The sequence below is a fragment of the Lachnoclostridium sp. An181 genome (assembly GCF_002160325.1).
Taxonomy (GTDB): Bacteria; Bacillota; Clostridia; order Lachnospirales; family Lachnospiraceae; genus An181.
In genome coordinates, this window is sequence record NZ_NFKJ01000030.1 from 1 (window position 1) to 14,295 (window position 14,295).

The 14,295-nt window shown below is 41.1% G+C and carries 7 protein-coding genes; 5 read left to right on the plus strand and 2 right to left on the minus strand.

The genetic code is table 11. From position 1 onward, the window contains the following. On the minus strand, positions 1–187 hold a 187-nt coding region (locus tag B5F18_RS11810), incomplete at its 3' end, for a helix-turn-helix domain-containing protein (protein ID WP_143468429.1). Positions 188–578: 391 nt separating this feature from the next. Further along, complete coding sequence (locus tag B5F18_RS11815) at positions 579–1,607, minus strand: LacI family DNA-binding transcriptional regulator (RefSeq protein WP_087157856.1); 1,029 nt, start codon at positions 1,605–1,607, stop codon at positions 579–581. Positions 1,608–1,829: 222 nt separating this feature from the next. Between B5F18_RS11815 and B5F18_RS11820 the strand changes: the two genes are divergently transcribed. From B5F18_RS11820 to B5F18_RS11840, 5 genes are all read left to right on the plus strand, one after another. Continuing rightward, positions 1,830–4,853: a glycoside hydrolase family 2 TIM barrel-domain containing protein gene (locus B5F18_RS11820; RefSeq protein ID WP_162607594.1), complete on the plus strand. Its 3,024-nt coding sequence runs from the start codon at positions 1,830–1,832 to the stop codon at positions 4,851–4,853. 33 nt (positions 4,854–4,886) lie between these two features. Continuing rightward, on the plus strand, positions 4,887–6,173 hold the full coding sequence (locus B5F18_RS11825) for an ABC transporter substrate-binding protein (RefSeq protein WP_087157858.1): 1,287 nt from the start codon (positions 4,887–4,889) through the stop codon (positions 6,171–6,173). Positions 6,174–6,261: 88 nt separating this feature from the next. After that, complete coding sequence (locus B5F18_RS11830; protein ID WP_087157861.1) at positions 6,262–7,164, plus strand: carbohydrate ABC transporter permease; 903 nt, start codon at positions 6,262–6,264, stop codon at positions 7,162–7,164. Between the two features lie 11 nt (positions 7,165–7,175). Further along, positions 7,176–8,063, plus strand: a complete 888-nt coding sequence (locus B5F18_RS11835) for a carbohydrate ABC transporter permease (protein ID WP_087157859.1) — start codon at positions 7,176–7,178, stop codon at positions 8,061–8,063. A gap of 50 nt (positions 8,064–8,113) precedes the next feature. Then, on the plus strand, positions 8,114–14,295 hold a 6,182-nt coding region (locus B5F18_RS11840; protein WP_087157860.1), incomplete at its 3' end, for an endo-alpha-N-acetylgalactosaminidase family protein.

Below are 14,295 nucleotides of genomic sequence, written 5' to 3' on the forward strand. Positions count from 1 at the left end.
GCCTTGCCTTGCTGCCAGTTACCAGACCTTCCCACCCAAAAGCATTGTATAAACGAATCCAGCCTTTTAAGGCTCCCTCGCTCATTCCATAGATACGACATAGTTCCCTGAAACCATGGGTACCATTGAGGTATTCCATAAGAATATGCTCTTTCTCTTCATAGGAATATTTGTGCCTAAATGCCATAATAAAATGCTCCCTTCTAAGTGACAAGTTTTTATTATTTCACTTGTCCACCTAGAAGGGAGCATATCATCAACTAATTTTATGATTTTGCGACACCCTCTTTTATTCTAATAAAAGCCCTCCAGGCAGGATGCGCAAACCGCAATAGGCTATTTACCGCCCAACGGTATTGCGGCGGCGCGCAAAGTGCCAAAGCCCCTCATGATTGGAGTATAAAAAATAACTATAAAGGTGAAATAATACAATAATAACACTAAAATATCAATTACAAATCGGAAATTATAAGGATATACTGTAAAATATAAAGTATAAAACATAGCATTTTGAAATTTGTTGAATAATTTCAGGTGCTATGTTTTATAAAATAAAAAAACAGGATATCAATAAATAGTTAGTTGACCTTTAAAGGAGGCATACAGCTGCCTCTCTGTACCAGTTTGGTAGCGATATATGTTTTCTGAGGATACCTGCAAGGCTCCTCTGCATATCGTTTGATAATATTTAATGCACATTCCACCATGGCGTTGATAGAAACATGGATGGTAGTCAGCGGCGGATTTAGATATTGGGTAGAAGGTAAATCGTTAAAACCAATTAAACTTACATCTTCAGGAATCCGCAAACCGTTGTTTATCAGGATGGATTGTACGGCAATAGCCATGGAATCATTGGCCACAAAGATTGCGGTAGGAAAAGGAAGGTTTTTATTATCTAACATTTCCTGCGCAATCCGGCTGCCTTCTGAATAGGAGAACCGCTTGCCCGAATAAATTAAGTCCGTATTATAGATATGTTTTTGTTTCATAAATACCTGATATGCCTCCTGACGCACATCCAGATTTTCAATTTTGCTGTTTTCAGTGCTGAATCCGTCTCCTATAAATGCAATTTTGCGGTGGCCCAATTCATACAAATATTTCATTGCGAGATAGGCACCCTGATAAGTGTTTGCCATGATGCTGTTGAAACGGGATTCATCAGGGGAACTGTCTATAAAAACAATATTTTCTGTTATCTGTGTTAGGTTATCTATGTTTTGATCATTGAATCTGCCAAAGGCAATTAGACCATCGATTTTTGAATCAGAAGTACTTTTGTAAATGCCGTCTGAACTTATAAATTTGACAGTATTGATGTCCTGAGAGATACAGTATTTTTCAACCTTGTTGATGAGATACAGATAATAAGGATCATCGGCCAGGGCACGTCGGGAAAACCCTTCGATAATTCCGATATGTAATTTCTTTTTGTTGACCTGAGTCTGTACTTTTTTTGGTGTATACTGCATCTCATCTGCAATGTTTAGAATCTTGAATTTTGTATCCAGGCTTACCTTCAAAGTAGGGTCATGATTTAGAACGCGACAGACTGTAGCCTGAGAGACGCCTGCTGCCTGTGAGATATCTTTGATTGTTGCCATATAAACTTATCCTTTCGTAATTGGATTTTATTTGCCTTTAATTACCATATTGTTCAGTAATACTATAACGGATACAAATAAAAATTTCAATACAAAAAGTAAAAAAATAAAAAAATTTTACTAAAAAATAAAATAAATATTTACTAAACAAAAAGAGCGTGATATAATACTTACAAATGAAGACGAAAAAAACAAAGAAAAATATACAGGATGGATAAAAATATGGAGAGAAAGAAAATATTAAAGTGGTTGGAAAATCCTTTGGTTTATGAGAAAGCAGCACTTCCGCCTCATTCGGATCATCATACTTATGGCGCAAAAGATGATGTGATCAGTTTAAATGGCACATGGAAATTTCGTTACTATCCGAATTGTGAAAGTGTGAATGTAAAAGAAATAGAGGAGCAAAATCAAAGTATGTTTGCTGGGGAAATTAAGGTTCCGGGTCATATGCAGTTGCAGGGATATGGAACACCACAGTATGTAAATACACAGTATCCTTGGGATGGGGTGGAGGATGTTTGCCCACCTGAGGTGCCGCATAAGTTTAACCCTACAGGTGTATACGCAAGGAAATTTACTCTTCCTGAAGAATTTCAACAAAAGAGAATTAGAATAAATTTTGAAGGAGTAGAGAGCTGCTTTTATTTATGGATAAATGGTAAATTTATTGGATATCACGAGGACAGTTTTTGCCCGGCAGAATTTGACATCACCGAACAGGTAACAGCAAAGGAAAATGAGATATGTGTCATGGTTGTGCGTTTTTGCAGTGGAAGCTGGCTGGAAGATCAGGACTTTTTCCGGTTTTCCGGAATTTTCAGAGATGTTCAGGTGTATGCAGTTGATAAAGTTCATATAGAAGACATAGAAGTCCGACAAATACTTAACAATGCATTGGACATGGGTACAGCAGAAATCAAACTTTTGTTTGATAATTGTTTGGAAAAAAAAGATACATATAAAATTGTGACAAATATTGTACAAAAGCAAGACAAAAAGGTTGTGGCAGAAGAATGGAAAAACTGTACTTTTTATCAGACAGAGAAAGTTACAGTGCATTTGAAAGTCAAAACCCCATTGCTCTGGAGTGCAGAGACTCCGAACCTTTATCTTTGCAAAACGATTGTCTATGACAAGGAGTCCCGGGAAGTGGCCAGAGCGGAAACTGAATTTGGATTTCGAAAACTTGAGTTAAAAGATAAGGTGATGTACCTGAATGGAAAGCGGATAGTTTTCAGGGGGGTCAACCGTCATGAATTTCACGGAGATGTTGGTAGAGCGTTGACGGAAGAACAGATTGAGAGAGACATTATTTTGATGAAAAAAAATAATATCAATGCAGTGCGCACCTCCCATTATCCCAATCAGAAAATTTTTTATAGGTTGTGTGACAAGTATGGATTGTATGTAATTGATGAAGTGAATTTGGAAAGCCATGGTACTTGGCAGAAGATTGGAAGAGTCGTTGATGCGGACGAGAAAAATTTGGTTCCAGGAGACAATCCGCTTTGGGAGCCTGCAGTTATGGCAAGAGCCAGAGCGATGTATGAAAGAGATAAAAATCATCCTAGTATTTTGATGTGGTCCTGTGGAAATGAATCTTTTGGCGGTAGTATTATCTATAAAATGTCGCAATGGTTCCGACACAAGGACAAAAGCAGGCTGATTCATTATGAAGGAGTGTTTCAGGATAGAAGATATAATGATACCTCTGATGTAGAGAGCAGGATGTACGCAAAACCGGATGAAGTAAGAGAATATCTGGAAAATAATCCGCAAAAACCATTTGTTTTATGCGAATATGCGCATGCAATGGGGAATTCGTGCGGAGGAGTGGAGCGTTACACAAATCTGGAGGATGAATATCCACAGTATCAGGGTGGATTTATCTGGGATTTTTGTGATCAGGCACTTTTGAAAAAGGGAGCCGATGGCAGATGTTATTATGCTCCTGGCGGACAATTTGATGACAGACCAACGGATGGATACTTCAGCGGAAATGGCCTTTGTTTTGCAGATCATACGCCGAGTCCAAAGATGGAGGAAATTAAATTTTTGTATCAGCCTGTGACAATAAATTTCCACGGGGAAGAGATGGAAATCAGAAATAAAAATATGTTTGTGAGAACAGATATTTATGAGTTTGTATGTCAGTTGTATGAAGAGGGAGTAAAGCGATACGAAGAAAAGTTTGATATAGATATAGCACCTTTGGAAAAGGCAAGGATAGCGTTCCCAATTGATAAATCAAAATGGGAACATTTAGAAGGAGAAATCATTGCCGATTGTGAGGTAAGGTTAAAAGAAGACTGTATCTGGGCAAAAAAAGGAAGTCCTATCGGATTTGGACAGCACATATTAAAAGAGAAAACAAAAAAGAAAAATTTCAAAAAACAGCCAGCGGTTCTGATAGAAGGAGATTTTAATATCGGAATTCATATGAAAGATAGCACAGCGTTGTTGTCAAAACAGGACGGAAGACTGATTTCCATAAAAAAAGAGGAAACAGAATTTCTCTTAGATGCCATAAAACCTGATTTCTGGAGAGCACCTACAGACAATGACGGAGGAAATGGGAATGTATTCCGATGGGCACAGTGGAAACTGGCCTCTTTGTATCAAAAATATGAGAGTGTACAAGTCGATGTGGAAAAGGGGTATATAGAAACTAAGTTTAAGCTTGCAACAGTACCTGTAAGTTATTGTCATATCAGATACCATTGTTATTATGACAATCAGATACACGTCAGTGTCAATTTGGAGAATCCAGCGACAGATGAGATGCCTTGCATGGGATGGACCTGCAGGTTGAAAGAAGAGTTCCGCTATCTAAAGTGGTATGGCAATTGTCAAAAGGAATCCTATTCGGACAGAAGAAATGGAAGGCGGATAGGAGTGGAAGAGGATGTGGTTTCCAACCAATATACGCCTTATCTGAATCCACAGGAAAATGGAAATAAAACAGATGTCAGGTACATCATACTGAAAACAAAAGAAGGCAGAGGGTTGAAAATTTCAGGTGAAATTCCTTTTGAAATATCAGCCCTTCCTTATACAAGTCATGAGATGGAAAATGCGGCAAATATCAATTGCCTGCCGATTTCTCAAAGTACTGTACTTGGAGTGTATGCAAAGAAAAGCGGAGTGGGAGGTGATGACAGCTGGGGAGCACCCGTGGAAGAAGCATGCATTGTACATGAGGGAGAGGTAAATTCATTTACAGTATCTCTTGAAGTATTTTAAATAATATATGTCAAAAATAAAGGAGGAAACAAAATGAGAGGAAAAAAATTATTGGCAGTATTATTAAGCGCAGCAACAGCTGCATCCTTACTTGCAGGATGTGGCAGCAATGAGCAGTCAAAACCGAAATCAGACAATAAAACACAGACAAGTGGTGAGTTTACAAAAGCGGATGATCCGATCGTGTACTGGTCCATGTGGGATGCAGGTTCCAATTCGGCAATTGCAATTCAGGAGGCAATTGATGCTTATTGTGAAGCTTCCGGAAACGAGGTAGAAGTTGAGTGGAAAGGAAGAGATATCCAGACGATCATTGGGGCATCTATTGATGCAGGAGAAAACATCGACATTTATGAGGATGATTTCCAGAGATTGTCAACCACATTTGCAGATTATGCATTGCCTCTGGATGACATGGCAGAAGAGTATGGATATTATGATAAATCAAATGAAGCATTAACAAGTGCAGTAAAAGGATGGGCAGGATCCCTAAAATGTATTCCTTACCAGGGATATGCATCCGGTATTATTTACAACAAGGCTGTATTTGAGAAAGCAGGTGTGAAAGAACCTGCTACATGGGAAGAATTTTTGGATGTATGCGAAAAGGTAAAAGCAGCAGGATACAATCCGATCGCTCTGGACAGCGCATATACAACTTTGAACCTTGGCTACCATCTGGCAAGATATATCGGACAGGATGCAGTGAAAGATGTAGTGGATAACGGAAAATGGGCAGAAACACCAGAAGTCGCAAAAATGGCAGAGGATATGGAAGAACTCGTGTCAAAAGGATATTTTTCCGAGTATGCACCAGGGGCATTCCCAGAATGTGAAAACGAAATTGGATATGAAGAGACTGCAATGATTGTCAATGCATCCTGGATTCCTGATGAAGTAACAAACAACACAGGATGTGATCTGGAATGGGGAATGTTCCCGTATCCGGCAGTAGAAGGAGGAGTGGATGGAACAGAAGCCATGATGGTAGGTGCGCAGGGAATGTCTGTCAATAAAAATTCCAAAAATGCGCAGGCTGCATTTGAGCTGATGATGTTCATCACAACGGGCGAATGGGATGCAAAGATTGCATCACAGACAAATGCAATCCCTGCAGATCCAGCAAATGGAGACTGGCCGGAAATCATCAAAGATTTCAAACCGGCATTTGATCAGGCAACAAAAGGATATGAATGGGCATGCGGAATGGAAAACAATGCGGATATGACTCCTGTTATTGCAGAATGGGGAAATAAACTGTTTGGTGGAGACTGCACAGCAAAAGAATTTGTTGACGGGCTGGAGGCAGCCAGCAAATAAGGACCGGGTTCCGGTGATATTGAAGGAGGCATGATTTTTGAAGAAAAAATTGTGCCTTTCTTCAAATAAGAAAAAGGAGTCTGACATTATGAAAAAAGATAAAAAAATGATGGCCTTGTTTTTGGGGCCGATAATCATCCTGTTTGTGGCTGTTTTTGTATATCCGATCATCCGTACGATCATGATGAGCTTTTTTGCGGTGGAACGACCGAGTATGAAGATGGCAGAGTGGAGTTTTAATGGTCTGGACAATTATACGAAAATTTTTGATTCCACCTTTTTTAGGACATCCATGGTGAATCTCTTTAAGATTTGGCTGATAGGAGGAATCTTTGTCATGTGCATCGCGTTGTTATTTGCGGTGATTCTGACAAGCAAGATTCGGTTTGCAAAATTTTATAAAGCAGCAATCTATGTACCGAATGTTATCAGTGCCGTGGCTGTTGCTACTATGTGGATTTTTTATGTGTACAATCAAAGATTTGGATTACTTCACGATATTTTTGCAGCACTTGGCATGGAGGAACTTTCTAAGATGAAGTGGCTGGGAGCAGATATGATTTTCTGGTCAATGTTGATTGCGTTTTGTTTCTGCGCAGTAGGATATTATATGTTGATATTTATCAGCGGGATTGAAAAAATCCCCTCTGATCTATATGAGGCAGCGCTCATAGACGGTGCAGGAAAAGTCAAACAATTCCGGTATATTACACTTCCCCTGTTAAAAGGGGTATTTAAAACCAATATTACTTTTTGGACTATCAATGCAACTGCATTTTTTGTGTGGACAAAGATGTTTTCCCCGATCCAGTCAGAAAACGGAACCATAACACCTCTTGTGTATATGTATGAACTGATTTTTGGGAGCAAGACAGTAAGGACAACAGATGCGGGAGCGGGGGCTGCGGTAGGATGTGTCCTGACGTTTTGTGTTATGGTTGTGTTCTTGCTGATAAACAGAGTTGTCAGGGACAATGATCTGGAATATTAAGGAGGGGCATTATGGCGTTATTACATAGAAAGAGAAAAGAAAAAGAAATCAAAGAGAAATTAAGTTGGAGAAAAGAATTGAAAATGCTGCCATGCCACTTGCTCCTCTGGGTGTGGATAGGCTTTGCGATTATATGTATTTTGTGGATCTTTGCAGCAAGTCTCTCGACCTCTGGAGAAATATTCCGAGGTGAGACATTGAAATTTGCCACAGGATTCCATTTTGAGAATTATGTAAAAGCGTGGAAACTGCAGAATGTTTCCGTATACTTTATGAACTCACTGATTTACGCGAGTGTGTCCAGTATGATTTTGGTAGTCATCTGTGCGCCGGCGGCCTATGTACTCGCAAGATATACATTCCTTGGGAATAAAACGATCAAAAGCGGGCTTGTACTGGCAATGAGCATTCCTTCGATTATGATTATCCTGCCGATTTTAAATATTACAACGGCATTAAAAATAAACGGAACAAGAGGATTATTGATCTTTCTGTATGTTGCGGTCAGTGTCCCTTATACAGTGACATTCCTTCTTGACTTTTTCAGTCATCTGTCAAGAACTTATGAAGAGGCTGCGGCTATTGATGGTTGTGGACCTATCCGCACTTTCTGGAAGATTATGTTTCCCCTTGCACAGCCAGGAATTATCACAGTCACCATTTTCAACTTCCTGGGAATATGGAATGAATATTTCATGTCTCTTGTATTTGCAAGTGTGGACTCCAAGCGTTCCGTTGGTGTCGGGTTATTTACAATCGTATCAGCGATGAAACAGAATGGAGATTATGGAGCTCTGTTTGCGGCGGTTATCATTGTATTTCTGCCGACATTCCTGCTTTATCTGCTGTTGTCACAGAAAGTGATCGCAGGCGTGACGGGAGGTGGAATCAAAGGATAAGGGAAGAGTAAAAGATTATAACAGTAATTTTGTACAAAGGAGGGAAAATCTTGAAAAAAAGAATTGGAACAAGAATAACAGCAATGGCTTTGTCTACAGCAATGATAATAACCTTGTTGCCGGCGCAGGTTCTTGCAAACGATGTGACACCGGTTACGCATGGGGATGCAGATGGATGGGTGTTGCAAAGACAAAGCGAAGATACAAGTGTAGAACTTCAGGATGGTTGGATTACTCCTGATGAAGACGGAAACGGTGTGACCATTGATTATGGAAAAATCGTGGAAGATACCGGAAATGAGGGCTGGGTAGTATTTGACAGTGATGAACCGAAATATAAGAACAGCTCTTTGGAATACGATATTACATTCTCCGAACCTACGCAGGGAGACTGGGTCGCGGTAGCTCCTGCAACACGTGTTACGGACGGTAAAAACTACGAAGGTTTTGCCATTACGGAAGGTTCGGGACTGGAGCGTACAGGACGTGTAAACGGTTCCGAATCTTATGCAAATATTGACAATCTGCCGGGATTGAAATTTGAGTATGATAAAACCTATCATCTGAGGATGGAGACTATAGACAATAACATTACTGTCTATGTGACTGCAGATGGAGAAGAACAGAAATTGACTTCTTTTGAAAGTCCGATTGGACTTGGAGAAAGCACCTATGGTTTCCGTATCTGGAGAGGCGGAAAGAAAATTACGCTGGACAACATTGAGCGCAAAGAGATTATTACTTCCAGCCTTGGTAGAAATGTAGAGCAGATTGAAAAAGACAAATGGGGAACAGAGGATGTATCTATCCCGGTTCAGTTTGGAAAAGGAGACTCTATTTCCGCAATCTATAACGGAGATCAGGAACTGGAGGAAGGTCAGGAGTATGAGGTTACAGATAATACATTAGTTCTGAAAAAAGAGTATATTGTATCTCTTGGCAGCCCGATACAACTGAATATTGAGTTTGCAATGGGCAGTGAGGCAACTCTTTATGTTATTCAGTATGAGCCTGGAAAAGCACAAGAATATGTGTGGACACCGGATCAGGGAATTGATATGTGGAAGAGTATAAGCGGAGACGGAAGTTTTGAACTTCAGGACGACGGACTTCACATTACAGGGACCAATGCTCTGGTAAACACACTTTCTCCTCTTACAGCCAATGGAGAAATTGAGATCACGTTCGAATCTCTTTATGATTATGAAGGAATTGATATGGGAGCCATTTTTCGCGCAGATGGAAATAACTGGCAGGGCGTGGCTTCTACAGGTAGTGAAGGTGGAGAAGGTTACTGGGATTTCCTGAATAACGGAAGTAAGAGCCGTATTATCTGGGATGGTAACCAAAATATGGCGCTCGGCGGTGTGGCAGACAGCAAAGTAAAGATTCGGTTTATGAATGATTCCGTCACATTCTGGATGGATGATCAGTTTGCACAGACATCCAGCATTTCCCAGGCGAATCCGAATTTGGGTAATATGGGAGTGTATGTGGATAACCGTGGCGATATCATAGTTAAAAAAGTGGTATTCCGTGAACTCCTTCCATTCGAGGAGACAACAGGTGAACGCCAATTAGAGACAATTGAAAATGATGGTCTTACTGTTCGCCTTGATGCAGATTTTCCGCGCGTAGTGGATTACACTCTGAATGGAAAAACATTGAATGGTTCGGAAGTACGTTACAATTATGTGTCAATCAACACTGTGGATTATCCTGCAACTGCAACATATGAAAAATCAGAAGATGGTAAGTCCATAACTTATCACGTGACTCCGGAAGGAATTGATGTGACATTTGATGTGGTATTTACTGTGAAGGATGATCAGATTGTGGAAATGTTGATCAAGAATATTGTGGAGCCTGAAGGAGTACGGGTGAATACAATTAACCTTCCGGATCAGCCGTTGATTTCTGCAAACAGTGAACAGGAGGGAGCTGTGCTCGACGCTTCCTGGGTAGAAGAAAATGCCCGCCAGTTCAGGGACTTGAAAGAAAATATTGCAGATAAAAATGTTTCCACTACAGCAAATCGTTCTGCGTCTATTCCGATTATCACAGCCAACGGACTGTCAGCATCTATGTACAACAACGTTATGTATGGCGGGGAGGAATTTGTATTCCGCGGATTTGATCTGGAAAATGGAGAGAAGAGCGTTGGTGTATGGAATCAGGACTTCATGTACCGCGGTTTAGACGGAGAAAAGATGTTCCCGTTCCCATCTGAACCAGATGAAGAAAATCTCTATTGTCGTATCGCTATAACAGAAGATACAAACGGTGATGATATCATGGATTGGCAGGATGGAGCGAATGCGCTGAAGAAGCTGACAGACGGAATCATCCCGGGTGGAGAAAGAGCAGCACGTAGTTTCTTCCATGTAGGTTATAACTTTGCCAGCGGTGCACAGCAGCCATTCCTGAAAGTTGCAGATAACATGAAACGTCTTTCCAATTACTTTGACGGTTTCAGCCAGCAGCTGGTATTTAAAGGTTACCAGAATGAAGGTCATGACTCCTGCTGGGGAGATTATCAGGATGTAAACAGTCGTGCCGGCGGTGCAGAAGATATGAATGTGGCTATCGCTGAGGCAGATAAGCTGGATTCTAATATAGGTATCCATCTGAACAATACAGGTGTAACACCTGAGGCAAAAGCATATGGAGACCCTACAACAACAAGTGACCAGCCTGGATGGGTATGGATGGATCAGTCCAGAATCCTGAGACGTTATGCAGATATGCTGACAGGTGGTTTTGATGATCGTTTGAATCAGCTCTTTGAGCAGACCCCGGAATTGGATTTTGTCTATGTTGACTGCTGGGGTGATGACCGATGGGGTGAAAAGAAACTGATTAGAAACCTGTTAGAGAACGGTGTCGAAATGTTTGGTACTGAGAATGGTCCGGACTTTATCCGTTTTGGTGCGTGGGTACATCATCCAGATTGTGCAAGTTCTATTTCTCAGTTTGTATACAACAGCCAGAGGGATGTTTATAATAGCAGTCCGATTTACTGGGGTGGATATGGACGCAGTGTGTCCATGATGTCATGGCAACACAATAATAACATCAATTCACTTGTTCAGCAGTTCTACACAGAACAGTTGCCACAGAAATATCTGATGTGCCATGAAGTGTTAAAAGTAGCAGATGGCGTTGGAACATTTGAAGACAATGTGACATCAGGAAACTGGGTGATCACAAAAGATGGACGTAAACTTACAGATGGACAGGGCAAAATCTTTATTCCATGGTATGCAGAAGACAGTGAAACAAAGAACCCGGATGAAGCTGCCAAGATTTATCACTGGAACACTAACGGCGGAGAGACAACATGGACACTGCCAGAAAACTGGTCTGATTTAGAAAATGTATACCTTTACAGAACAACTCAGACAGGAAAACAGCTAGTGGATACTATTGATGTAGTAGACGGACAGGTAACTATCGATGCAGATGCAAAAGTACCATATGTAGTATATCCTGGAGAGGCAAAAACAGACGAGACGGAGTGGAGTGTCGGAAGTCCGCTGAAAGATACAGGATTCAACAGCCGCGATTTCTCTATCTGGGAAAAGAGTGGAGACGCTGATATTCAGTTCAATGATGATGGGAACGGTGTATCTATTCTGACAATGAAAGGAAAAGAAGAAGGCGCTGTTTCTCAGACAATGACAGGTCTGATACCTGGACAGAAATACCGTCTCGTAGTTGAGGCAGGTGCAACAAACGGAAAAACAGCGCGTCTGACAGTAGAGACATCGGACGGAGAAATCCACGAGAACTATGTTGATCAGGTTACTATGAGCAACCAGTACTTTGACAACTATGCAAAAGGAAAAATGGTTCAGAGAATGTGGGTAGACTTTGTACAGCCGGAAGGTGAGACAACAGCGAAGGTTACACTTTCAGCTGATGCCTGCGATTCCGTATCTGGTGTGGCAACATTCATGGAAACCAGAATCGTGAAGACGGCAGAACCGGATCTTCCGGAAGGATATGTAGCAAATGAAACCTTCGAATATGTAGAGCAGGGAGCTTACGGTATCTTCAATCCAGAGCGTTCTGCAGACGGTGCACCACATCTTTCCGAGACACATACACCATATACAAATGATACCATTTCCGGTGACTGGTCACTGAAGTTATGGGGAGAACGCGGACAGGGGGATGTGACAGTTCGTACAAGCCCTTCAACTATGCGCCTGAGACCAAATACAGAATACAAGATGGAATTTGATACAACATCATATGGACGTGTATATGTACAGTCCGAATCTGATGCAAATGATCAGATTCTGAATGAAACTTTTGATGGAGGTCACAGTACTTATACATTTGTTACAGGAGACAAGACAGATTACATCGTGCGTATTGAGCGCGGAAAAGTTCTGGATAACTTCACTGTACAGGGTGACAAACCAATCGACAGAACAGCACTTGGCAAATTAATCGCACAGGCAAAAGGATTGGATAAAGATGTATATACACCTGAGAGCTATGAACAAATGACAGCAGTTGTGAAAGAAGCAGAGGCAGTACAGAAGAATGCGGATTCTACAATTGGAGAAATCAGAGACGCTTATAAAGCACTTGAAAAAGCAATCAATGATCTGGTAGCTTATGCGACAGCAGAAGAAAAAGCAGGACTTGAGACAGTCATCGAAACAATGAAATCCCTTGATGCAGAAGATTATGTACAGGATGCAAAGTGGATGACATTAAAAGCTGTGATCTCAGTGGCAGAAAAACTGGTAGAAGATGAAAAGGCAACCTCACCGGAAGTAGCAGATATAATCAGCAGACTCTGGGATGCAAAGGATGCACTTCATGCAAATGTTGATAGAACAGCATTACAGGAAATCCTTGCAAAAGCACAGAGAGTAGATATAGGTACAGTTGCAGAAGGAGAAGAACTTCAGAGATTCCAGACTGCACTGAACGCAGCACAGAAAACAGACCTGAAATCCGGTGTGACAGCAGAAGAGATCAATGCAGCAGCAACAGAACTGACAGATGCTTATGCAGCGATCGTTTTACAGGAAAATGCTAAGAACAATCTTGTTGCATCTGCATTAAGAAGAACCAACATTGATGAGACAAGATTTCTTGAATCAGACCGCCAGGCAGTAGTAGAAGCAGAAGAGACATTGAGTGCTATGAAGTCTCAGAGTGGAGTTAAAGTCAGCGATTACTTTGAGGTAATTGATAAACTGGAAAACGCACTGGCAAATGAACTGAGTAGTTCCATTGTAAAAGACAGTTCAGAAATTTCCTCAGAAGGATTCAGTTACTCTGCAAATACAGAAGAGCGTGCTCAGGCAGACAATGGTGTTGAGATGGCGTTTGACAAACAGGGAAGTACTTTCTGGCACAGCGCATGGAATGGGTTTACAGTATCTGCATCCAATCCTGCACAGGTGACAATCGATATGGGCAAGGTTTATACTATTAACCAGTTTGCATATCAGAGACGTCCGGGTGGCGGAAATGGAAGTGTAAATGTATATAACTTATATATAAAACAGAACGAAGGCGACAACTGGACAAAAGTTATTGCAGACGGAAGGTTTGGAGATGTAGATGGACTGCAGAAGATATCCTTCGATGCAGTGGATGCAAAGTATTTGATGTTTGAAGTAACCCAGGGAGTAGGAAACTTCGCATCAGCAGCGGAGCTGATGGTGTATGAAAAGGCAGCAGATTTTACTGCACTTCAGTCAACTATGATGGCAGTTGAAAAACTCAATAAGGAAAGTTACCTGACAGAAGGATTCGAAAATTTGGAGAACCTGTATCAGGAAGCAGAAGAAATGCTGAACGTACCATCTACAGCTCAGGAAGATGTTGACGCGCTGGTTACTGCTATGAAAGATGCTCTAGCTGCACTGGTAGAAAAAGCGGATGATATTATTGTCCAGATGCTCATGAATGTTGTAGAAGAGGCAGAGCAGATCAATCTTGACGAATATGACAACACAGCAGCTTTTGAGGCGGCATTAGAAACAGCAAAAGCAGTACTTCTGAAAGCAGAAGATGGAGAAGTGGCAAAAGCCGAGGTTACAGAGGTAGCTGACAACCTGATCACTGCACAGAAGAATCTGATTTCTGGTGAAACAGAAGAACTTTCTACAGATATCCTGAAATATACGATTGATCTTGCTAAAACAGCAGACACAACTGGAGTGATCGACACTGTAAAAGCAAACTTTGAAAAAGCGCTTGC